Source organism: Streptomyces sp. KL116D, from assembly GCF_030766975.1.
Taxonomy (GTDB): domain Bacteria; phylum Actinomycetota; class Actinomycetes; order Streptomycetales; family Streptomycetaceae; genus Streptomyces; species Streptomyces longispororuber_A.
The window spans coordinates 203,482-225,758 of record NZ_JASERH010000142.1 but is presented as its reverse complement, the minus strand read 5'-3'; the positions used below and the strand labels follow the sequence as shown (position 1 = coordinate 225,758).

The 22,277-nt window shown below is 71.2% G+C and carries 21 protein-coding genes; 16 read left to right on the top strand and 5 right to left on the bottom strand.

All coding sequences use genetic code 11. The features are described from left to right. Positions 1 to 149: 149 nt before the first annotated feature. The 6 genes from RBJ77_RS55940 (at position 150) to RBJ77_RS55915 (ending at position 5,690) form a co-directional block, all read left to right on the top strand. Positions 150 to 776, top strand: a complete 627-nt coding sequence (locus tag RBJ77_RS55940; RefSeq protein ID WP_372352030.1) for a TetR/AcrR family transcriptional regulator — start codon at positions 150 to 152, stop codon at positions 774 to 776. Between the two features lie 284 nt (positions 777 to 1,060). Continuing rightward, positions 1,061 to 2,686, top strand: a complete 1,626-nt coding sequence (locus tag RBJ77_RS55935; RefSeq protein ID WP_372352029.1) for an ATP-binding protein — start codon at positions 1,061 to 1,063, stop codon at positions 2,684 to 2,686. Next, entirely contained in the window at positions 2,683 to 3,090 is a 408-nt protein-coding gene (locus RBJ77_RS55930) for a roadblock/LC7 domain-containing protein (RefSeq protein ID WP_255971218.1), read from the top strand. Before RBJ77_RS55935 ends, RBJ77_RS55930 begins: the two co-directional genes overlap by 4 nt. Next, positions 3,087 to 3,494: a DUF742 domain-containing protein gene (locus RBJ77_RS55925; RefSeq protein ID WP_372352028.1), complete on the top strand. Its 408-nt coding sequence runs from the start codon at positions 3,087 to 3,089 to the stop codon at positions 3,492 to 3,494. Before RBJ77_RS55930 ends, RBJ77_RS55925 begins: the two co-directional genes overlap by 4 nt. Beyond that, entirely contained in the window at positions 3,475 to 4,116 is a 642-nt protein-coding gene (locus RBJ77_RS55920) for an ATP/GTP-binding protein (RefSeq protein WP_372352027.1), read from the top strand. The genes RBJ77_RS55925 and RBJ77_RS55920 overlap by 20 nt, the downstream gene beginning before the upstream one ends. Positions 4,117 to 4,190: 74 nt before the next feature. Then, positions 4,191 to 5,690, top strand: a complete 1,500-nt coding sequence (locus tag RBJ77_RS55915) for a cytochrome P450 (RefSeq protein ID WP_372352026.1) — start codon at positions 4,191 to 4,193, stop codon at positions 5,688 to 5,690. Here RBJ77_RS55915 and RBJ77_RS55910 read toward each other — a convergent pair. Both RBJ77_RS55910 and RBJ77_RS55905 read right to left on the bottom strand, forming a co-directional pair. Beyond that, positions 5,684 to 6,631 (bottom strand): RluA family pseudouridine synthase, encoded by a 948-nt coding sequence (locus RBJ77_RS55910; RefSeq protein WP_372352025.1) that lies wholly within the window; start codon positions 6,629 to 6,631, stop codon positions 5,684 to 5,686. The genes RBJ77_RS55915 and RBJ77_RS55910 overlap by 7 nt on opposite strands. Next, positions 6,582 to 8,150: an amino acid permease gene (locus RBJ77_RS55905; RefSeq protein WP_372352024.1), complete on the bottom strand. Its 1,569-nt coding sequence runs from the start codon at positions 8,148 to 8,150 to the stop codon at positions 6,582 to 6,584. The genes RBJ77_RS55910 and RBJ77_RS55905 overlap by 50 nt, the downstream gene beginning before the upstream one ends. Before the next feature lie 248 nt (positions 8,151 to 8,398). Between RBJ77_RS55905 and RBJ77_RS55900 the strand changes: the two genes are divergently transcribed. From RBJ77_RS55900 to RBJ77_RS55890, 3 genes are all read left to right on the top strand, one after another. After that, on the top strand, positions 8,399 to 9,049 hold the full coding sequence (locus tag RBJ77_RS55900) for a PadR family transcriptional regulator (RefSeq protein ID WP_372352023.1): 651 nt from the start codon (positions 8,399 to 8,401) through the stop codon (positions 9,047 to 9,049). Positions 9,050 to 9,217: 168 nt separating this feature from the next. Then, positions 9,218 to 10,237 carry an ATP-binding cassette domain-containing protein gene (locus RBJ77_RS55895; RefSeq protein WP_372352022.1) on the top strand — a complete coding sequence of 340 codons (1,020 nt, stop codon included), beginning with the start codon at positions 9,218 to 9,220 and terminating at the stop codon, positions 10,235 to 10,237. Next, positions 10,234 to 11,031: an ABC transporter permease gene (locus tag RBJ77_RS55890; protein WP_372352021.1), complete on the top strand. Its 798-nt coding sequence runs from the start codon at positions 10,234 to 10,236 to the stop codon at positions 11,029 to 11,031. Before RBJ77_RS55895 ends, RBJ77_RS55890 begins: the two co-directional genes overlap by 4 nt. 370 nt (positions 11,032 to 11,401) lie before the next feature. Here RBJ77_RS55890 and RBJ77_RS55885 read toward each other — a convergent pair whose 3' ends face one another. Next, positions 11,402 to 12,250 carry a siderophore-interacting protein gene (locus RBJ77_RS55885; RefSeq protein WP_372352020.1) on the bottom strand — a complete coding sequence of 283 codons (849 nt, stop codon included), beginning with the start codon at positions 12,248 to 12,250 and terminating at the stop codon, positions 11,402 to 11,404. Between the two features lie 50 nt (positions 12,251 to 12,300). Beyond that, on the bottom strand, positions 12,301 to 13,251 hold the full coding sequence (locus RBJ77_RS55880) for a 5'-3' exonuclease H3TH domain-containing protein (RefSeq protein WP_372352158.1): 951 nt from the start codon (positions 13,249 to 13,251) through the stop codon (positions 12,301 to 12,303). Between the two features lie 250 nt (positions 13,252 to 13,501). Here RBJ77_RS55880 and RBJ77_RS55875 point away from each other — a divergent pair, with 250 nt between their 5' ends. From RBJ77_RS55875 to RBJ77_RS55850, 6 genes are all read left to right on the top strand, one after another. Further along, positions 13,502 to 14,662: a glycine betaine/L-proline ABC transporter ATP-binding protein gene (locus tag RBJ77_RS55875; RefSeq protein ID WP_372352019.1), complete on the top strand. Its 1,161-nt coding sequence runs from the start codon at positions 13,502 to 13,504 to the stop codon at positions 14,660 to 14,662. Next, on the top strand, positions 14,655 to 17,264 hold the full coding sequence (locus RBJ77_RS55870) for an ABC transporter permease/substrate binding protein (RefSeq protein ID WP_372352018.1): 2,610 nt from the start codon (positions 14,655 to 14,657) through the stop codon (positions 17,262 to 17,264). The genes RBJ77_RS55875 and RBJ77_RS55870 overlap by 8 nt, the downstream gene beginning before the upstream one ends. A gap of 120 nt (positions 17,265 to 17,384) precedes the next feature. Further along, entirely contained in the window at positions 17,385 to 18,371 is a 987-nt protein-coding gene (locus RBJ77_RS55865) for a hypothetical protein (RefSeq protein WP_372352017.1), read from the top strand. Between the two features lie 112 nt (positions 18,372 to 18,483). Further along, the gene (locus RBJ77_RS55860) at positions 18,484 to 19,059 is read left to right on the top strand and encodes a helix-turn-helix domain-containing protein (protein ID WP_255971244.1); all 576 of its coding nucleotides are present in this window, start codon (positions 18,484 to 18,486) and stop codon (positions 19,057 to 19,059) included. Positions 19,060 to 19,065: 6 nt separating this feature from the next. After that, positions 19,066 to 19,788, top strand: coding sequence for a helical backbone metal receptor (locus tag RBJ77_RS55855; protein WP_372352016.1), 723 nt, complete (start codon positions 19,066 to 19,068; stop codon positions 19,786 to 19,788). After that, positions 19,785 to 19,973 carry a hypothetical protein gene (locus tag RBJ77_RS55850; protein WP_372352015.1) on the top strand — a complete coding sequence of 63 codons (189 nt, stop codon included), beginning with the start codon at positions 19,785 to 19,787 and terminating at the stop codon, positions 19,971 to 19,973. Before RBJ77_RS55855 ends, RBJ77_RS55850 begins: the two co-directional genes overlap by 4 nt. 27 nt (positions 19,974 to 20,000) lie before the next feature. Here the strand turns inward: RBJ77_RS55850 and RBJ77_RS55845 are convergent, their stop codons facing one another. Next, positions 20,001 to 21,110 carry a TDT family transporter gene (locus RBJ77_RS55845; protein ID WP_372352014.1) on the bottom strand — a complete coding sequence of 370 codons (1,110 nt, stop codon included), beginning with the start codon at positions 21,108 to 21,110 and terminating at the stop codon, positions 20,001 to 20,003. A 70-nt stretch (positions 21,111 to 21,180) separates the two neighbouring features. Here RBJ77_RS55845 and RBJ77_RS55840 point away from each other — a divergent pair, with 70 nt between their 5' ends. Next, the gene (locus RBJ77_RS55840) at positions 21,181 to 22,125 is read left to right on the top strand and encodes a LysR family transcriptional regulator (RefSeq protein ID WP_372352013.1); all 945 of its coding nucleotides are present in this window, start codon (positions 21,181 to 21,183) and stop codon (positions 22,123 to 22,125) included. The last annotated feature ends 152 nt before the right edge of the window (positions 22,126 to 22,277 follow it).

Genomic DNA, 22,277 nt, shown 5'->3' with positions numbered 1-22,277 from the left:
ACCTTCCGGCTGGACGTCGTGGGCCTGGTTTCTGTCGCCCGACAGAAATTAGGGAGAGGCGGCTTCCGGCGCGTTGCCCGGCCATTGCGCGTCCGTTACCGAGTCCTCACCCCGCCGCCGGTCCGAGCGGATGTGCAACGATCGGCCGCATGAGCACTCCGGGAGCGCGTCGCGTCGGACGCCCGCGGGCCGCGCAGCGGCCGGACAGCGGGCTGGCGCCGCGGGCCGAACTCCTGGCGGCAGCCGCCGAGTTGTTCACCACCAAGGGGTACGCGGCGACCACCACCCGCGCCGTCGCCGAACGGGCCGGGATGCGGCAGGCGACCATGTACCACTACGTCTCCGGCAAGGAGGAGCTGCTCGCCGAGCTCCTGGAGTCGACGGTCACGCCGTCCCTCGCCCTGGCCCGCGCCCTGCTGGCCGACACCGACGCGTCCGCCGCGGACCGGCTGTGGGAGCTGTGCCGCTCCGACGTGGAGCTGCTGTGCGGCGGCCCGCACAACCTCGGCGTCCTCTACCTGCTGCCCGAGGTGCGCACCGAGCGGTTCGCCGGCTTCCACGCCGTACGGGCCGAACTCAAGGACGCCTACCGGCAGTTGCTGGCCGGTACCGCCGTGGGGTCCACCCTCGGCAAGGGCGAACTCGCCCTGCGGACCGACCTGCTGTTCGGGCTGATCGAAGGTGTCATCCTCGTGCACCGGTCCGATCCGGAGCGGCCGGTCGCGGTGTTCGCCGAGGCCACGGCCGACGCGGCGCTGCGCATCGCCGGAATCTGACACACCTGTTCCCACGGACGGGCGGACGCCCTCACTCCATGTGTGCGATTCGGTGCTGAGCGTGCAAATGGGCGTGAGTGTATTCCTGTCCCAGGGGTTATTTCAGGGCCTTGCTGAATATGACTCGGCGATGATCCGGTCGGACTAAGCTCGCCCGCAGCGCACCGAGTTGAGATGTATTCGGGCGCTTGTTCCCCTGTGCGCCGATGGTTCGCTTTCATGCACGGAACAAAGTGCGGCGAACCACCGCGACCTTCCCCGACCCGACCGTTCTGAGGGCATACATGGTGAGTGTTCAATCGCCTCCCGGTGGCCGAGAAGTCCCCTACACACGCGTGCTGTTGCTGCCCGCCATGGTCATGGCCGCCGCCACCGGAGCGGCCGTCGCCGTGGTCACACAGCCCGCCCGCCTCGCCGTCGCCCTGTGCGGCACGCTCGGCACGCTCCTCGTGGTCGCCGTCGCGGCCGAGGCCGTCCGGCGCGGCCGCGTCGTCACGGGACTGCGCGCCCGATACGCCCAGCACGTGAGCGAGTTGGAAGCCCGCATCACCGCCCAGGAACACCGCACGATGCGCGTCGCCAAGGAAGTCCTCCCGCACGCCCTGTACCGGATGCGCACCGGCGACAACCCGAAGGACGCCGTCACCCGCACCTGCGACGCCGACCCCGACTTCCGCGACGTCACCCAGGGCGAGCGCGAACTGCTCCGGCTCTGCCTGCGCGAGATCGACCGCGGCGACTCCGAGATCGACGCGGCGCAGCGCGCCTTCGTCTCCGTCGCCCGCCGCGTCCAGGCCATCGTGCACAAGCAGGCCCAGGAACTCCGCGAGATGGAGGAGGACCACGGCCGCAACCCCGAGGTCTTCGACGACCTCCTGCGGATCGACCACGGCACCGCCCTGATCGGCCGCCTCGCCGACTCCGTCACCGTCCTCGGCGGCGCCCGGCCCGGCCGCCAGTGGCCCCGGCCCGTCAAGCTCTACAGCGTGCTGCGCGGCGCCATGTCGCGCATCCTCGAATACCCGCGCATCGACCTGCACGCCATCTGCGACGTCGCCATCAAGGGCGTCTCCGTCGAGCCCGTCATCCACGCCGTCGCCGAACTCCTCGACAACGCCACCCGCTACTCGCCGCCCACCACCCGCGTGCACGTCACCGCCGTCGAGGTGCAGACCGGCATCGCCATCGAGATCGAGGACGGCGGCGTCAGCCTCGGCGAGGAGGCCCAGGCCAAGGTCGAGCGGATGCTCGACAAGGCCAAGGCGGGCGTCGACCTCAACGACCTCGGCGAGAACCCGCGCCTCGGCCTCGCGATCGTCGGCCGGCTCTGCTCCATGTACAGCATGCAGATCTCGCTGCGCCAGTCCGCCTACGGCGGCGTGCGCGCCGTCCTCGTCGTCCCGCGCGACATGATGAGCACCGAACCCGCGCCCGGCCTCGCCCACGGCATCGGCGTCACCGCCGTGCCCCGCGTCGACCACAACGGCGTACCGATCAAGGAAGAGCCGCGCCTGAAGAAGACGCGCCGCCCCACCACGGGCCCGCGCCCCTCGGCCCCGCTCGTCGCCGCCGCGGAGGACGACGTCCCTGTGGTCACCGAATGGCGGGCCAACGGGCTGCCGCAGCGCCGCAGGAAGTACGACACGAAGATCATCGAGGACCAGATCATCGTGACGCCGCGGAACCCGGACCTCACCATGCCGCCGCCCGAGGCCCACGGCGCGCCGACGACCGGCCCCGTGCCCTCCGCGGAGCCGGAGCACGACAAGCCGGCGCAGCCCGAACCCGGCCTGTGGGTCGAGGCGTTCATGAACGGGCTCAAGCCCGACGCCACGGCCCCGGACGGCGGCACGGAGAAGCCGCATGACGACGCGTACAACCAGCAGGTCGACGAGGGAGACCGCCAGTGATCCAGCAACGGGCCAATTTCGACTGGATGCTCAAGGAGCTCGCCGAGTGCGTGCCCAACGTCCACCAGGTGGTGGTGCTCTCCTCGGACGGACTGCGCATCGCCCGCTACGGAGGTGACCCGGACGCGGCCGACCGGATCGCCGCCGCCTGCGCGGGACTCCAGTCGCTGGCCTCCGCCGTCGCCACCGAGATCCCGGACAGCGACGGCTCCATGAACATGGTCATCATCGAGGTCCACGGCGGCTTCTTCTACCTGATGGCCGCGGGCAAGGGCGCGTACCTCGCGGTCCTCGCCGACCAGTTCGTCGACGCCGGGCTCGTCAGCCACCAGATGCGCGATCTCGTCATCCGGATCGGCGCACACCTGACCAGCCCGCCGCGACGCAACGGCCAGACCGTATGAGTCCGCGCCCACCGGACCCCCCGTTCCGAGAACAGCCTCCGCAACGCGAGCGCCGGTCCACGCAGGACGGCAAACCCGTCGACCCCGAGCGCCTCTACGTCATCACCGGCGGCACCGACGGGGCCGAGCGGGCGCCCCTCGACCTGGTCACCCTGATCGTGGCCCGCGCCGACCCCCCGCCGTCCGCGGCGCCGGAACAGGCGGCCGTCTTACGCATGTGCCGGACACCCCTGTCCACGGCCGAGATCTCGGCCTATCTGAACCTGCCGTTCAGCGTGGTCACCGTGCTGCTCGGTGAACTCCTCGCGGCCGAACTGGTACAGGCGCGCGCCCCGGTGATCCGCGGCGCGACCGCCGACCGTTCCCTCCTCGAAGCGGTGATGCATGGACTACAGAAGCTCTGACGGCCCGGACACCGTGCTCGGGAGCGTGCACATCCCCGGCCCGCGCGCCGAGGACCGGATGCCCGAGACGGTCACGTCCGCGGTGAAGATCGTCATCGTGGGCGGCTTCGGCGTCGGCAAGACCACCATGGTCGGCTCCGTCAGCGAGATCCGTCCGCTGACCACCGAGGAGACGATGACGCAGGCGGGCATCGGCGTCGACGACAACTACGGCTCGGACACCAAGACCGCCACCACCGTGGCCATGGACTTCGGCCGCATCAGGATCACCGACGAGCTCGTCCTCTACCTCTTCGGGACGCCAGGACAGGAGCGCTTCTGGTTCCTGTGGAACGGCCTGTTCGAGGGCGCGCTCGGCGCCGTGGTCCTGATCGACACCCGCAGGCTGGAAGTCAGCTTCGACGTGATCGGGCGCCTGGAGGAGCGCGGCGTGCCGTTCGTCATCGCCAACAACGCCTTCCCGGACGGGCCGCGCTACCCCGCGGACGAGCTGCGCAACGCCCTCGACCTCGACCCGCACGTCCCGATCATCGAGTGCGACGCGCGCCGCAGGGCCTCCAGCCGCGACGTCCTCATGACCCTCATGCGCTATCTGCACGAGATGGCGCTGCACCACGCCTGAGGGGACCGGAACCCCCGTGTCCCCGAACCCCCTTGGCCCCGACCCCAGTTGACCCGACGACCGGAGCGATCACCGTGACGCCTCCCTCCCAGCCCTCCCAGTCACCCGCCGGATACGACTCGTACGCAGACCCCGCGGCCGCGCCGCCGCCCGGCTGCCCCGCGCACGCCCTCGGCCCGGACGGACTGCGCCGGCTCTACGGACCCGAGGCCGACGAGGACCTCGCGGCCGTCTACGAGAAGCTCCGCGCCGAGCACGGCGCCGTCGCCCCCGTGCTGATCCACGACGACGTCCGGATGTGGGCGGTGCTCGGCCACGCCGAGAACCTCCACATGGTGAGCACCACCTCGCAGTACAACCGCGACTCGCGGGAGTGGACCGCCGTCAAGGACGGCACGGTCAAGCCCACGCACCCGCTCGCACCCGTCTTCACCTGGCAGCCGATCTCCTCCATGACCGAGGGCCAGGAGCACCGCCGGCTGCGCGAGGCCAACAACCTCGCCATGGAGACCATCGAGCACCGCACCCTGCGCCGCGTCGTCAACAAGTCGACACAGGAGATCATCAACCGGTTCTCCGAGCGCGGCACCTGCGACGTCGTCAGCGAGTTCGCCGAACACCTGCCGATGATGGTGATGCTGGAGATCCTCGGCGCGCCCGAGGCGTACAGCGAGCGCTTCGTGCAGGCGGCCCGCGACATGATCAAGGGCACCGAGACGGCCATCGCCAGCAACGAGTTCATCATGAGCGTCCTGATGGACCTCGCCGTGCGCCGCCGGGCCGACCCGATCGAGGACGACTTCACCAGCGCCCTCGTCACCGCCCCCGCCGGGCTCAGCGACGACGAGGTCGGCCAGCACCTGCGGCTCGCGCTCATCGCCGCGTACGAGGGCACGGCCAACCTCATCGCGAACGTGCTGCGCGTCGTCCTCACCGACCCGCGGTTCCGCGCCCAGCTCAACGGCGGGCAGATGACGGTCCCCGAGGCGGTCGAGCAGTCGCTGTGGGACGAGCCCCCGTTCAGCGCCATGGTCGGCTACTTCGCCAAGGTGGACACCGAGCTCGGCGGCCGGCACATCCGGGCCGGCGACGGCCTGATCTTCGGTATCCAGCCGGGCAACGTCGACCCGCACGTCCGCCCCGACCCGACCGCCCACATGATGGGCAACCGCTCGCACCTCGCGTTCGGCGGCGGCCCGCACGAGTGCCCGGGACAGGACGTCAGCCGTGCCATCGCGGAGATCGGCGTCGACGCGTTCCTGATGCGGCTGCCGGACGCCGAACTCTCGGTGTCCGAGGCCGAGTTGAAGTGGCGCTCGACGATCCTGTCGCGGCACCTCGTGGCGCTTCCGGTGGCGTTCTCGCCGCGCGCGCAGCAGGACGTCGTGTCCAAGCCGAGCACGGTGCCGCCGCAGCAGCACAAGGAGTGGCAGGTCTCGACGCCCGCGCCCGCGGCGACCCCGATGCCGGCCCCGGCGGCGCCCGCACCCACCGCACCGGCCCCGGCCGCCGCCGAACCGCAGCGCCCCCTCGGCGCCTGGCAGCGCTTCCTGCGCTGGTGGCGCGGCTACTGATCCCAGCTCTCGTACGACTCCCAGGCGGCCAGGGCGCGAGCACTGCGGAAGCGGTGCTCGCGCCCCGTCACGGGATCCCTGAACTCCAGTGTCCGCGCGAGGAGTTGCAGGGGCCTGCGGAAGTCGTCGGACGCGACGGGCTCGGCGATCCGCGGATAGAGCGGATCGCCGAGGATCGGCAGCCCGAGGCTGTTCATGTGGACGCGGAGCTGATGGGTGCGGCCGGTGTGCGGGGTCAGCCGGTAGAGCCCCAGGCCGTCCCGGTGAGCGGTCAGCCGCACCTCGCTCACGGCATTGGGTTCACCGCCGGGCACCTCCAGGGCGGTGAGCACCCCGCGTTCCTTCTCGATCCGGCTGCGCAGGGTGACGGGCAGCGCCACGGCCGGGTCGTACGGGGCGACGGCCTCGTACTCCTTCGTCACCAGCCGGTCGCGGAACAGCGTCTGGTACGCGCCGCGCTCCTGGGGTCGCACGACGAGCAGCACGAGGCCCGCGGTCAGCCGGTCGAGCCGGTGCGCGGGGCCGAGCTCGGCGATCCCCAGGTCCCTGCGCAGCCGGGCCAGTACGGTCTCGGCGACGTGGCTGCCGCGCGGTGTCGTGGCCAGGAAGTGCGGCTTGTCCGCGACGACGACGTGCTCGTCGCGGTACACGACGTGCACGTCGAAGGGGACGGGCGTCTCGGGCGCCAGATCGCGGTGGAACCAGACGTAGCCGCCCGGCTCGTACGGGGTGCGGTCGGTGACGGGGGAGCCGTCGGCCCGCAGGATCCGCCCCTCGGCGATCATCGCGTCGATCACCCCGTCCCCGGCGGCGAGCCGCCCCACGAGGTGGTCCCGCACGGTGGCCCACGCCCCGTCGAGCGGCTGCCGCACCCGCACCGGGTCGACGCCGTCACGCTGGGGGAGCGGGGAGGGCGGGGTGCGGGGCTTGCGGCGTCTCATCGAGGGCAAGGGTACGGCGCCGCCACCGGTACGCCGCGCCCGTCGCCAGCACCGCGGCCAGGAACAGCACCGTGAACCACCGGAAGTACCAGTGCCCGCCCGCCGGGTCGTACACGGCGGCCCGCGGCCAGGCCAGGTTGACCGTCATGAACAGGCCGTAGAGCAGCGCCAGCGCGTTGACCGGCAGGCCCCAGCGGCCCAGGGAGAAGAACGGGCGGCCGGTCTCGTCGGTGCCGTCGGCGGCCGTGCCCCGGTACCGGCCGCGCAGCCTGCGCACCAGCATCGGCCCCGTCACCATCGCGTACGCCAGGTACAGCAGCACGATGCAGGTCGTGCCGATGGCCAGGAAGGCGTCGGGCGACGCGAAGTTCAGCAGGAGCAGGGCCGCGGCGAAGGCGCCCACCACGAGGGCGGGGCCGGCCGGCATGCCGGTGCGCGGGCTGACCTTCGCCAGGGCCCTGGACCGGGGCAGCACTCCGTCGCGCGCCATCGAGAAGAGCATCCGGCAGGCCGCCGTCTGGATGGCGAGCGTGGCCACCGCGACGGCGATCACCACGTCCGCCAGGAGCAGCCGTCCGACGCCGTCGCCCAGGCTGCTCGTCAGGACGTAGCTCAGTCCGTCCGACGCGAGCCGGCCGTCCGTCAGGCTCGGCGCGGCGAGGATCCCGCCGAGCACCAGCAGTCCGCCCAGCAGTCCCGCGGCGCCGAGCGCGGTGAGGATCGTGCGCGGCGAGGTACGCCGCGGGTGGTGCGTCTCCTCGCTCATCTCGCCCGCGCTGTCGAAGCCGATCAGGACGTACGCGGCGGTGAGCGAGCCCGTCAGCAGGGCGGCCAGGAGCCCGGACTGGCCCGCCGCGCCGGTGTGGAACGTGATGCCGGGGGAGCGCTCCGAGTGCGTCAGGAGCAGGACGACGATGAGCACGGCCCCGACGATCTCGGCGGTCACGCCGATCCGGTTGACCAGGGACATCACCCGGTTGTCGACGACGTTCACCAGCGTCGTCAGGGTCAGCAGGAGCAGGCCGAGGACCGCCGCGTTCGCCGCGCCGGTGGGCGACGTGGGCGACGGGTCGCCGCCGAGCAGCTGGAAGCCGGACCACAGCGGCGGCATCACCATCTGCAGGGCGAGCGCGGCGGCCGCGACCACCACGGTCTGCCCGATGACCATGATCCAGCCGGCGAACCAGCCGAAGGACGGCGTGGAGAGCCGCGACGACCACTGGTAGATCGCGCCCGAGATCGGGTAGCGGGCGGCGAGTTCGGCGAAGCAGGCGGCGACGAGCAGCTGCCCGGCGAGCACGGCCGGCCAGGTCCAGAAGAACACCGGGCCGCCGAAGGAGTACCCGACGGCGAAGAACTGGAAGACGGTCGTCAGGACCGAGATGAAGGAGAAGCCCGCGGCGAACGACGCGTACCGGCCCAGGCTGCGGTGCAGCTCCTGCCGGTAGCCGAACTCGGTGAGCGAGGCGTCGTCGCCGGACGGGGGCGAGGGGTCGTGCGTGGGGGCGAGGGTGGTCACGTGGGCGCACCTGCCTTCAGCGGGCCCTCGGCGGGCCGGAGAGGGTTCCTGTCGAGCGACAGAAATTAGGGGCGCGCTGTTTCGGCGGCGTCACACGGCCGTGTCGCGACCGCGCCCAACTCCTCACCCGGCGCGGCACCCTCCCGGTCGTTCGCGATACATCGTGTATGAAGCTGCGTACGCGTATTGACCGGTCCGGAGGTTCGCGATATGTTCGGCTACGAGTATTCGTGAACGAGGTGATGAGGATGGCGACGAAGCGGCGCAAGCTCGGCAACCCGCTGGCGCTCGCGGTCATGGTGCTGCTCATGGAGAAGTCCATGCATCCGTACGAGATCGCGCAGACGCTGCGTCGCCGCGGCAAGGACACCAGCACGAAGATCAACTACGGCTCGCTGTACACGGTCGTGCAGAACCTGGAGAAGCACGGCTTCGTCGAGATGGCGGGCGTGCAGCGGCAGGGGAACCGGCCGGAGCGCACGCTCTACGGCATCACCGACGCCGGACGGGAGGAAGCCGTCGAGTGGCTGTCCGACCTGCTGGCCGTGCCCGCCCAGGAGTACCCGATCTTTGAGACGGCGCTCTCCCTGATCGGGGTCATCCACCCCGACGAGGTGGTGCGGCTCCTGGAGGACCGGATCGCCGACCTCGACGTGCGGATCGCGAGCGCGCAGGGCGGGCTCGCGAAGCTGTACGAGACGCTGCCGCGGATGTTCCTCGTCGAGACCGAGTACCAGCTCCACATGCTCAGGGCGCAGGCCGAGTGGGTCCGGACCTTCCTCGCCGAGGTCAGGGACGGCTCGCTGGAGGGCGTCGAGCAGTGGCGGTCGTTCCACGAGACGGGCGAACTCCCGCAAGAGTTCCTGGACCTGGAGGGGCCGCCCCCCGACAAGCCATGAAACCGAAACGACCCCGGCGGAGCTGTTGCAGCAGCCCCGCCAGGGTCTCGAACCCCGGACCGACCCACCGTGCAGCGGGCCAGGCAGTCGAGGTGCGGCACACCCAGAATAGCCCGGCGCTCTTCACGTGGATCGGTCGTCATCCACCCCACAGGGGAGAGCTCCGTCATGAACGCTGTCACGCGTACCGAGGCGCCTGCCGTGCAGGCGCGACGACTCGTCAAGACCTATCCACGCGACGTCCGGGCCCTCGACGGCCTGGACGTCACCGTCGAACCCGGCACCGTCTTCGGCCTCCTCGGGCCGAACGGGGCGGGCAAATCCACCACCGTCAAGATCCTCACCACCCTGGCCCGGCCCGACTCGGGCACCGCCGAGGTCGCGGGCCACGACGTGCTCCGCCACCCCGACCGGGTGCGCCGGGCCATCGGCGTCGTCGCCCAGAAGTCCGGCGCCGACCCGCAGGCCACCGGCCGCGAGAACCTCCAGCTCCAGGGCAGGCTCTACGGACTGAGGGGCCCGGCCCTGAACCGCCGGGTCGACGAACTCCTGGACCGGTTCGCCCTGACGGACGCCGCCAAGCGCCCGGTCAAGGGGTACTCCGGCGGCATGCAGCGCCGTCTCGACGTGGCACTCGGCCTCGTCCACCGCCCCGCCGTGCTCTTCCTCGACGAGCCGACGACCGGCCTCGACCCCGAGGCGCGCACGGCGATGTGGGGCGAGATCGGCCGCCTCGCCGGCACCGAGGGCCTCACCATCCTGCTCACCACGCACTATCTGGAGGAGGCCGACCGGCTCGCCGAGCGCATCGCCATCGTCGACCGCGGCCGGGTCGTGGTCACCGGCACCCCGGACGAACTCAAGGGCGAACTGCGGGGTGACGCCGTCCATCTGGAGCTGGGCGCGGCCGTCGGCGACGCCGGCCGCACCCTGCTGGACGGCGTGCTGGGCGGACTGCCCGGCGTCCACGACGCACACCTCGACGAGCGCCGCATCAGCGTGCGCGCGGACGACGGGGCGGCGGCGGTGCCGCTGCTGCTCGGCGCCCTGGAGCGGGCGGGCGTCACGGTGGCCGCCGCCACGGTCGCCCGGCCCTCGCTCGACGACGTGTACCTGCGGTACGCGGGCCGCAGGTACGACGAGGCGGGCGCCCCCGCGGAGCTCGCCACGGCCGGAGGTGTGCGATGAGCGCCGAGATCACGACGAGGGTCGATCCCCTCGCCCAGACCTGGTACATGACGCAGCGTCAGCTGATGGTGTTCCTGCGCCAGCCCGCCTATCTCCTGATCACCCTGATCCAGCCGGTCGTCTGGCTGTTCCTGTTCGGCAACCTCTTCAAGAAGGTCGTCGAGCTGGGCGGCTTCGGCACCACGTCGTACCTGGACTACCTGGTGCCGGGCGTCGTCGTGATGAGCGCGCTCAGTTCCAACATGTGGGCGGGGATGACCACGCTCGACGAGATCCAGCGCGGCACGCTCAACCGCTTCCTCACCACGCCGGTCAGCCGCGCCGCCCTCGCGAACGGCACCGTGGTGAACAACGGCCTGGTGACCGCGCTCCAGTCCGTGATCATCGTGCTGCTCGGCCTGGCCGGCGGCGCGAGCTACCCGGGCGGGCTCGTCGGCATCGTGATCCTCGTGGTGACCTCGGTCCTGCTGGGCACCATATTCGGGGCGTTCTCCAGCGCGCTGGGCGTGCTGGTGCAGGAGCGGGAGTCGATCATCGGCATCAACACGTTCCTGTTGCTGCCGCTGACGTTCCTGTCGTCGGCGTTCATGGCCCCGGCCCAGATGCCGTCGTGGATGCGCCACGTCGCGGACTTCAACCCGCTCAACTGGGCGATGGTGGCGGGCCGTTCGGCGATGTCCGCCCACCCGGACTGGCCCTCGATCCTGCTCCGCTCCGGCGCACTGCTGACCCTGGCCCTCTCCGCGATCTGGCTCTCCACCCACACGTTCGCGTCGTACCAACGCAAGGTGTAGCCCCGCCAGTTCGCGGGGAATGGCGCGAGCACCACGGCGGCGCCCCGTCAGGGGCGCGGGGAATGGCGCGAGCACCACGGCGGCGCCCCGTCAGGGGCGCGGGGAATGGCGCGAGCACCACGACGGCGCCCCGTCAGGGGCGCGGGGAACTGCGCGACCAGCCACGACGGCGCGTCAGAGGCCAACACCCCGCCGACAGAAACGGCGCGAGGCCCCCGGGGGCCACTCCGACCCCCGGCACCTCGATCGCCGCAGCACCTCAAGTGACAGAGAATCGCCGCAACCCCGGGTGCCCCCCAAGTCGCAGCAAGGCGAAGTCACCCGGAAAGCGCCGCGAGCCAACCTCACCCGGAAACCGCCGGAGGCAACCTCACCCGGAAACCGCCGGAGGCTCCTGCTCCGCCTCCACCTGCGCGTTCCAATCCCGCTTCGACGCCTGCCAGCCGTCCTCGTTGTGCCCGAGCCGCCAGTAGCCGGAGATCGAGAGGTCCTCGCGGGGGATCTCCCGGTCCACCCGGAGGTGCCGCCGCAGCTCCTTCACGAAGCCCGCCTCACCGTGCACGAACGCGTGCAACCGGCCCTCGGGGAAGGTGAGTTCCGTGACCGCGGCGATCAGCGCCTGGCCGACGGGGCGGCCGGAGCGGTGCAGCCAGGTGATCTCGACGGGGGAGTCGATCTTCTGCTCCTCCTCGGGTCCCTCGACCTCCAGGAAGACGTGGGCCCGCGCCCCCTCCGGCAGCGCCTCCAGCGCGGCGGCGACCGCCGGCAGGGCGCTCTCGTCGCCGACGAGGAGGTGCCAGTCCGCCGAGGTGTCGGGGTGGTAGGCACCGCCGGGACCCATGAAGCGGACCGGCCCGCCGGGCTGGACCGAGGCCGCCCACGGACCGGCCAGGCCCTCGTCGCCGTGGATCACGAAGTCGAGGGTCAGCTCCCGCGCGGCCGGGTCCCAGGCGCGCACCGTGTACGTCCGCGTCACGGGCCACTGCTCGCGCGGCAGCTCCTCGCGGATCCGCTCCACGTCGAACGGCTCGTCGTAGCTCACGCCCTCCGGCGCGAACAGCAACTTCACGTAGTGGTCGGTGTGTTCGAGCTGCTCCGGGAAGTCCGCGAGGCCGTCCCCGCCGAGCACCACCCGCTGCATGTGCGGCGTGAGCCGCTCCGTGCGCACGACCTGCGCGGAGCGGGCCTTGCGGGGCTTGCGTGCGGGGCGCTCGGCCATCTGCGGTCTCCCTCGATCCAGTGCAACTTAGGTATACCTAAGCTAACACCTCAAGCTGAGAGCGTGGTGAGGAGTCGCTGCAAAGAACCCCCCAAACCCCAGCGTGCCGCCAACTCCTCAAGGGCCACTGGATCGTGGGGCTCGTGCGGCAGCGCCGTGTCCACGTCCGGCAGGGCGACGTCGCCCGCGACGCGCACCACCGTCGGCGCCACCGCCAGATAGGGCCGGGCCTCGTCCAGCCGCTTGCGCTGGGTCGGCGTCAGCTTCGCCCCGGGATCGTCGACCGCGGCCATGATCCCGGCCAGGTCCCCGAACTGGGCGAGCAGCTTCGCGGCCGTCTTCTCGCCGATGCCCGGCACCCCCGGCAGCCCGTCACTGGGGTCGCCGCGCAGCAGCGCCATCTCCGCGTAGCCCGAACCGTCCACGCCGTACTTCTCGCGCAGCAGGTCCTCGTCCGTGATCTGCAGCGTGCCCACGCCCTTGAGCGGATAGAGGACCCGGCGCTCCAGCTCGTCGTCGACCAGCTGGAAGAGGTCCCGGTCGCCGGTCACGATGTCGACGGGGCCGGTCGCCCGGCCCGTGAACGTGCCGATCACGTCGTCCGCCTCGTACCCCTCGACGCCCACCCGCGCGATGCCCACCGCGTCGAGCACCGCCTCGATGATCGGGACCTGCGGGGAGAGCGTGTCGGGGATCTCCTCCTCGTCCGGGGTCCCGGCCGCCGTCTCCTCGGCCACCCGGTGCGCCTTGTACGACGGGATCAGGTCGACCCGCCACTGCGGGCGCCAGTCCGCGTCCATGCACGCCACCAGGTGGGTGGGCCGGTGGTCGTGGACGAGCCGCGTGATGAATTCGAGCAGCCCGCGCACGGCGTTCACCGGCGTGCCGTCCGGGGCCTTCACGGAGTCCGGCACCCCGAAGTAGGCCCGGAAGTACAGGGACGCGGTGTCGAGCAGCATCAGGCGCTGAGTCGCCGAGGTTCCTTGGGTCACCCTCCGCATCATGCCGCAGCCCTCCGACAATCGCCGACCGTCACCGGTTGTGCGGGAGTCGCCCAGGAAGTGAACGCAATGTGAACTGGACCACTCTTCTGTTTGATCGGCATAAGCCCGGGCAGGCGCCGACCCGGAACGGATCCGGTCACGCATTCAACTACTGAACGCCTGACCGGTCAGGCGGGCGGAACCCGCGCCGCTCCACGGCCCGCCGGCGGGGGAGGCGGGCCGTCTTGGTTCGACCCGAGAGGTGTATGTGTCCAGGCTTGAAGCCGAAGACCTGTACAAGGTGTTCGGCAGACGACCCACTGAGGCGGTGGAAGAACTCCGCCGCGGAGCCGACCGTGAGGAGCTGCGCGCCAACGGGACCACTGCCGCCGTGATCGACGCGTCCTTCACGGTGGAACCCGGCCAGATCTTCGTCGTCATGGGTCTGTCGGGATCCGGCAAGTCCACGCTTCTGCGGATGCTCAACGGACTCCTGGAGCCCACGGCGGGACACGTCCGCTTCGACGGCCAGGACCTGACGCAGCTGTCCGCACGCGAACTGCGCGAGGTGCGCTCGAAGAAGATCAGCATGGTCTTCCAGCACTTCGCGCTCTTCCCGCACCGCTCCGTCCTGGAGAACGCGGCCTACGGCCTCGAGGTGCAGGGCGTCCCGCGTGCCGAGCGCGAGAAGCGGGCCCACGACGCGCTGGAGCTGGCCGGCCTGAAGGGCTGGGAGAAGTCCTTCCCCGACGAGCTGTCCGGCGGCATGCAGCAGCGTGTGGGCCTGGCCCGCGCGCTCGCCACCGACGCCGACCTGCTCCTCATGGACGAGTCGTTCAGCGCGCTCGACCCGCTGATCCGGCGCGACATGCAGGACCAGCTCCTGGAGCTCCAGAAGACGCTGAAGAAGACCATCGTCTTCATCACGCACGACCTGAACGAGGCCATGCGCCTGGGCGACCGCATCGCCGTCATGCGTGACGGCCGCATCGTCCAGATCGGCTCGTCCGAGGACATCCTCGTCACGCCGGCCAACGACTACGTCGCGTCCTTCACCCAGGACGTCGACCGCTCCCGCGTCCTGACCGCGGGCGCGATCATGGCCACGCCCGACAAGGCGTACCAGGCGGCCGAGGCCCCGGCCACGGTCACCGAGGACACCCCGATCATCGAGCTGTTCACGCCCTGCGCGACCAGCGAGACACCGGTCGCCGTGACCGGCGACGACGGCAAGCTGGTCGGTGTCGTGCCGCGGGAGCGGCTGCTCGCCGTGCTCGGCGAGCCGATGAAGTCCGTGGAGGACGGGCCCGACGAGGGGTCCGGGAACGACGGCGCGGCCAAGGGCCTCGCCAAGGAACCGAAGGACGCCGTCCCGACGCCGCGTGGCGAGGGCGACGGACCGGTGGAGAAGGTGAACGCCGGTGCCTAGGATTCCCTTCGGTGACTGGGTCAACGACGTGGTCGAGTGGCTGCTCAACCACATGTCGTGGCTCTTCGACTTCTTCAAGACCGTCTTCGACGGCCTCTACAACGGCATCGCCGACGTGCTGCAGGCCCCCGAACCGCTGCTCCTCGCGGGCATCTTCGCGGTCATCGCGTTCTGGTTGCGCGGCACGCTCGGCGCGGTGCTGACCTTCGTCGGGTTCTGGTTCATCGACAACCTGGAACTGTGGGACGACGCGATGCTGACGCTGTCGCTCGTCCTGGTGTCGACGATCATCGCGCTGGTCATCTCGGTGCCGCTGGGCATCTGGGCGGCCCGCTCCAACCGGGTCAGCGGTCTGTTCAGGCCGGTCCTCGACCTGATGCAGACGCTGCCCGCGATGGTCTACCTGATCCCGGCCATCCTGTTCTTCGGCTCCGGCGCCCCCGCCGGCATCGTCGCGACCCTGATCTTCGCGCTGCCCCCGGGCGTGCGCATGACCGAGCTGGGCATCCGGCAGGTCGACAAGGAGCTGGTCGAGGCGGCCGACGCGTTCGGCACCAAGCCGAGCAACACCCTGTGGCGCGTCCAGCTGCCGCTCGCCCTCCCGACGATCATGGCCGGTGTCAACCAGGTCATCATGCTGGGTCTGTCCATGGCCGCCATCGCGGGCATGGTCGGCACCGGCGGTCTCGGTGGCGCGGTCAACGAGGCCATCGGCCAGCTGAACGTCGGCCTCGGCGCCGAGGCCGGCATCTCCATCGTGATCCTGGCGATCTACCTCGACCGGATGACCAGCTCGCTCGGCCAGCAGGTCTCCCCGCTCGGCCGCCGCGCGCTCGCCAAGGTGCGCTCCGCGCAGGGCCTGAAGATCTGGTCGTACCGGCCCCGTCCGGTCGTCGCCGTCGTCGGTGTCGTCGTCCTCGCGCTCGTCGCGGGCGGCATGGGCATGTTCGGCAGCTCGCCCGCCTCCACCACGGCGAGCGACAGCACCAACGTCGGCCAGGGCAAGAAGCTCTCCATCGGCTACATCCCGTGGGACGAGGGCGTCGCCTCCACCTTCCTCTGGAAGGAGATCCTGGAGCAGCGCGGCTTCGACGTCGAGGCCAAGCAGATGGACGCCGGACCGCTCTACACCTCCCTCGCGCAGGGCAGCACCGACTTCGAGACGGACTCCTGGCTGCCGACGACGCACGCCGAGTACTGGAAGAAGTACGGCAAGAAGCTCGAGGACCTCGGATCCTGGTACGGCCCCACGTCCCTGGAGCTGACCGTCCCCGCCTACATGAAGGACGTCAACTCCCTCGAGGACCTCAAGGGCCAGGCGTCGACGTTCGGCGGCAAGGTCACCGGCATCGAGGCGAGCGCCGGCATGATGGGCATGCTCAAGAAGTCGGTGCTCAAGGAGTACGGCCTCGACAAGGAGTACAAGGTCGTCGACAGCTCCACGCCGGCGATGCTGGCCGAGCTGAAGCGCGCGTACGCCAAGAAGCAGCCGATCCTCGTCACGCTCTGGTCGCCGCACTGGGCGTACAGCGACTTCAAGCTGAAGAAGCTCAAGGACCCGAAGGGTGCCTGGGGCAAGGGCGACGGCGTGCACACGCTGTCCCGCAAGGGCTTCAGCGGGGACAACCCCGAGGTCGCCCAGTGGCTCAAGGACTTCAAGATGAGCGAGAAGCAGCTCACGAGTCTCGAGGCCGAGATCAACAAGGCGGGCAAGGGCAACCAGCAGGACGCCGTCAAGGCGTGGCTGAAGGACAACCCGGACGTCGTCGACAAGTGGGCCCCCGTCAAGAAGCAGTCCGACTCGGACGAGAACAAGCGTCCGGTGAACGTCGCCTGGTTCCCGTGGGACGAGGACATCGCGGTCACGTACCTCTGGAAGAACGTCCTGGAGAAGCGCGGCTACAAGCTGAACCTCAAGCAGATGGACGTCGGCCCGGTCTACACCGGCCTGGCCAGCGGTGACCTCGACGTCAACTTCGACGCCTGGCTGCCGTACGCCCAGAGCAACTACTGGAACAAGAACAAGGCGAACCTGAAGGACCTGGGCACCTGGTACAGCCCGACCTCGCTGGAACTCGCCGTGCCGTCCTACGTGAAGGACGTCAAGTCCCTCGCGGACCTCAAGGGCAAGGCCAAGACCTTCGACGGGAAGATCGTCGGCATCGAGCCGGGCACCGGTGAGATGCAGCTCCTGAAGAAGGACGTGCTGCCGGGCTACGGCCTGGACAAGGAGTACGAGGTCGTCGACGGCTCCACGCCGGCGATGCTGGCCGAGCTCAAGCGCGCCCTGGCGAAGAAGGAGCCGATCGCGGTCGTGCTCTGGTCGCCGCACTGGGCGTACAGCGAGTACGACCTGACCAAGCTGGCCGACCCGAAGAAGAAGTTCGGCGAGGGCAACACGATCCGGACGATCTCCCACAAGGACTTCCCGAGCAAGTACCCGCAGCTCACGAAGTGGTTCAAGAACTTCAAGATGAGCGAGGACGAGCTGGGCAGCCTGGAGGCCGAGATCAAGAAGCAGGGCCAGGGTCACGAGGAGGACGCCGTCACCACGTGGCTCAAGACGCACCAGGACGTCGAGAAGCGGATGACCGCTTCCTGATCCTGACCTCCGCGTCCTGAGAGGGGGGGGGGTGGGTCGCCGCACGGCCGAGGCTGTGAGGCAACCCACCCCTCTTTCCGTTCCGCTCCCGGCGCCCGCGTCCCTACGCTCGAAGACGCCGTGATCGATGTCCGTCAGGGCGCCTGGGTGGGCGCCCTCGTCGCTGCCGCGCTCGCCGCCGTCCTGCTCATCGCGCAGCTGCCCGCCGCCAGCGCTTCCCCGGCCTCACCGGCAACCGCCCGTTTTGCGTCACTTGCGGCTGATGTCACCGAGGCGGACGGCCACCACTACGCCGCGACCGACGACACCGGCCGCACCATGGACGCCGCCCAGATCGTCCAGCACGCCGACGGCACCTACCTGGCCGTCTACCACACGATGCTCGCCGACGGCCGCTTCCACTCCGCCGTCGCCACCTCCACCGACCTCGCGCACTGGCAGCGCCGCCACGACTTCGGCCCCGGCTCCAGCCAGCCCGCGCTCGCCGCCGACGACCGGGGCGGCTACGTCCTCGCGTACGAGAAGGACCCGGACAACCACATCGCGGTGCGCGGCTACGCCGACCTGGCCGCCCTGCTCACCGGCCGCGCCGCCGACGCCTTCGACGCGCCCCGCACCCTCTCCGCCTGCGCCGAGGGCACCCCGGCGATCACCGCCGCGCACGGCGACACCGTCGAACTGACCGGCCACTACCGCGCCGACTGCGACACCGACCGCCAACTCGTCGCGACGCTGACGGACTTCACCACCTGGCACGCCGCGGCCGCGCCCCGCGTCGACCGGGCCGTAGAGGCGTACGGGAACAGCGGCAACATCGGCGACCGCGCCCCGCTCGACCTGGCCGGGCGGCGGATGGTGCTCATCGAGGGGCAGCGGTGGCGCGACGACTTCGGCAGCTGGGCCACCTACGCCTACGATCCCGTCACCGGCCGTGCCGACCGGCTCGCGCTGCGTACCCACGGCGGCTCCACCGCGTTCGCCAATCCCTCGGCAACCCTGATCACCGATCCCGACGGCCACCCCGCGCTGCTGGTGAGCCTGTTCGTCCCGGGGGAGGGCGCGGCGCCGGGGGAGAAGGGGCAGCTCGTCTACTGGCGGGAGCTGTAGCAGACGGCCCGATCGTGACCCACGGCTTCCTCCGCTCGCATGAAACTGTTTGACGAACATGCGTAGGGTGCATTCAAACGAACAAGGCCGGCCGTGGGAGGGAGCGGACGTCATGGATGAACACAAGGAGACACTTCGCGTGGGCGCGGCCGTCCGCCGGCGCCGCCGGACGCTCGAACTGACCCTCTCCGCCGTCGCCGAGCGCAGCGGCCTCTCCGTCCCCTTCCTCAGCCAGGTCGAGAACGAGCGGGCCCGGCCCAGCCGCCGCTCCCTGGAGAAGGTCGCCGACGCCCTCGGCACCACCGCCGTCGAGCTCCTCGCGGCCGCCGACCCGGCCCGCACCGTGGACCTGGTCCGCGCGGACGACACGACCGTCGCCGAGCAGGGCACCGACTTCGTCGTACGGTCCCTGGTGCGCGGCCACCACCAGATGCACGCCCAGGAGTTCGTCGGTGACCACGACCCGGGCCGCGAGTTCCAGCTGCGCAACGACGTCCTCATGCACGTCACGGAGGGCGCCGTCGAGGTGGAGGCGGAGGGCCGCGCCTACCGGCTCGTCCGCGGCGACACCCTGTATCTGACCGGTGGCGTACGGCACCGGTGGCGGGCGGCCGTGCCGGACGCGCGGGTCCTCGTGGTCGCCGTCGCCGAGCACATCGACGCCGTCGACGAGCCGGGCCCGAAGTAGCGGACCGTGCGCGTCGTCTCCCTCGTCCCCTCCCTGACGGAGGCGGTCGCCGTCAGTCTGCCCGGGGTGCTGGTCGGCGCCACCGACTGGTGCACGCACCCCGCGGACCTCGCCGTCCCCCGGATCGGCGGCACCAAGAACCCGGACGTCCCCGCGATCATCGCCCTGCGCCCCGACCTCGTCGTCGCCAACGAGGAGGAGAACCGGGCCCCCGACCTCGCGGCGCTGCGCGCGGCCGGCGTCCCGGTCCTCGTCACCGAGATCCGCGAACTCCCGCAGGCGCTGAGCGAGCTGGACCGGGTGCTGCGCGCCTGCGGAGCGGTGACGCGGCCGCGCTGGCTGGGCGAGGCGGAGGCCGCGTGGAGCGGACTCGCCCCGCCACTCACCCGGCGGACGGCCGTCGTCCCCGTCTGGCGGCGGCCCTGGATGGTGCTCGGCCGGGACACCTTCGCGGGCGACCTGCTGCGCAGGCTCGGCGTCGACAACGCCTACGAGCGGCACGCCGAGCGCTACCCGCGGGTGACGCTCGACGAACTCGGGGCGGTGGAAAAGGACTTGGTGGTGCTGCCCGACGAGCCGTACCGTTTCACGGCCGAGGACGGCCCGGAGGCGTTCGACGTCCCGGCGGTGCTGCTCGACGGGCGGCACCTCACTTGGTACGGGCCGTCGTTGGCGTGGGCGCCCAAGGTGATCGGCACCGCACTGCGGCAGGGACGGGAGGATCGGTGAGCAGGAGGCGCTACGTCGCCCGGGGCGTGCCCGGCGGCTACCGCATCTGGGACAACGCGGGCCGCCGCTGGTGGGGCGACCACTACGAGCTGTGCCCCGACGACCTGCTGACCGAGCTCAACGGCGCGGCGCGTCCGGACCGGATCACCGCACTCCTGCGACGGTACCGGGCGCTGAAGCGATGACCGCCGGCCCCGTGACGTCCTGACGGTCTACTTCGGCGCGGCGAGCAGCCGACCGTTGAGCAGGCCGCGGGCCGTCTGCACCGAGGCGACCGCCCAGGCCGCGAACAGCAGCACGTAGAGCCCGATCGCGAGCGCGTCGAACGCGGCGAGACCGGTGTGCTTGCCAAGGCCCTCCGCGCCGGTGACACAGGTGCCGACGGGGAAGGTGAACGCCCACCAGGTCATCGCGAACCCCATCCCCGCGCGGCGGGCCCGCACCACCATCGCGACGGCCAGCGCCAGCCACATCAGGGCGAACCCCATCACCGGCACGCCGTAGAGGACGGCGAACGCCGTGAAGCCGTGCGCGTACGAGGCGGGCAGCACGCCGCCCGCGACGTCGGCGAACTTGTTGGCGGCGGTCGTCGACTGGCCCAGCGGCCCGAGGACGAGGAAGAGGGTCGGGGTGAGCACCAGGGGCAGCGGCCCCGCGGTGACCAGCCGCGCGAAGATCACCGGCAGTATGACCAGGGTCGCCAGCAGACTCAGCCCGAACATCGCGTAGCAGGCCAGCAGCAGCGTCTGCTGCCACTGTCCGGCGGGCAGGTGCGGGACGAGCAGCGGGCCCACCGCGGCGGACACCATGGGCGCGACGACGGGCAGCAGCCACACCGGCGACGCCTGGCCCGGCTCGATCCGGTGCCGTACGACCATCAGGTACGGGATCGCGACGGCGGCCACGAGCCCGATCACCGTCCCGGCCACGAACAGCACGACGTCGACGGCGACGGCGGCGTCGGGTCCGATCCAGTCCTGCCCGAGCAGCAGCGTGCCGGCGCCCACGGCCAGCAGCGCCATCGACAGACAGCCGTAGAACGGGGCCACGGCCGGGTCGAGCAGATGCGTCCGCGCCTGGTCCCGGTGGTGCGTCCAGTGCAGGGCGCGGGCCACGAGCAGCGCCACCAGCATGACGAAGGACAGGGCCCACACCGCGGTGCAGACCGTGCGCAGGCCCGTGAACCGCACCGGCAGGGTCGCCCCCGCGTTCGCGACGATCGCCGTGCCCATGACGGCGGCGTACCAGTTCGGGCCGAGGTGGCGGACGGCGGCGGCGCGGACGCCGACGGCGCGGGCGGGGGAGTGGGCAACGGTGACCATGACTCCACAGTCGCCCGGGAGCACGCCCCCCACCAGGGACGTTCCCATTATGGGGACATAAACTGGCCTTATGAGCAGGGAGCGCACGCCGAGCACGGACCCCACGAACCCGTCGCCGCCAGGGGCGCTCGCGCACCGCGTGCCCGACCTCGGTGCGCTGGAACTGCTGCTGGCCGTCGCCCGGCTCGGCAGCCTCGGCGCGGCCGCGCGCGAACTGGGCATCACCCAGCCGGCGGCCAGCAGCCGCATCCGCTCCATGGAACGTCAGCTCGGCCTGGCCCTGGTCGACCGGTCGCCGCGCGGCTCCCGGCTCACCGACACCGGTGCGCTCGTCACGGACTGGGCGCGGCGGGTCGTGGAGGCGGCGGAGGAGTTCGACGCGGGGGCGCAGGCGCTGCGCGACCGGCGGGACTCGCGGCTGCGGGTCGCGGCGAGCATGACGATCGCCGAGTACCTGCTGCCGCGCTGGCTCATCGCGCTGCGGGCGGCGCGGCCCGACACGGCGGTGTCGCTGCTCGCGGGCAACTCCACGTCGGTCGCGGAGCAACTGCTCTCCGGCGAGGCGGATCTCGGCTTCGTGGAAGGGGTGTCGGTCGCGCCCGGTCTCGACTCCACGGTCATCGCGCACGACCGGCTGATCGTGGTGACGGCGCCCGGCCACCCGTGGTCCCGCCGCCGCAAGCCGCTCGCCGCGGCGGAGCTGGCCGCGACCCCGCTCATCCTCCGCGAGAAGGGTTCCGGCACCCGTCAGGTCCTCGACGCGGCGCTCGGCGGCCTGGCCCGCCCGCTCATCGAGCTGTCCTCGACGACGGCGGTGAAGGCGGCCGCGGTCAGCGGGGCGGGCCCCTCAGTCCTCAGCGAGCTCGCCGTGGGCGAGGAACTCTCGGCCCGCCGCCTGGTCCGCATCCCCCTGGACGGTGCCCACCTGACCCGAGCCCTACGAGCGGTCTGGCCCACGGGCCACCCCCCGGTGGGCCCGGCCAGAGACCTCCTGACCCTGACCCGCACAGGCTGACCCCGACTTCTCGGGGCACGGGGAACTGCGCGAGAACCCCCGCGCACCGGCACGCGCGATGTGTGCCTCACGTCCTCGCCCAGGGGGCGGCTTTTGAGGGGCGCGGGGAACTGCGCGAGAACCCCCACCCACCCGCACCCGCGATGACCCAC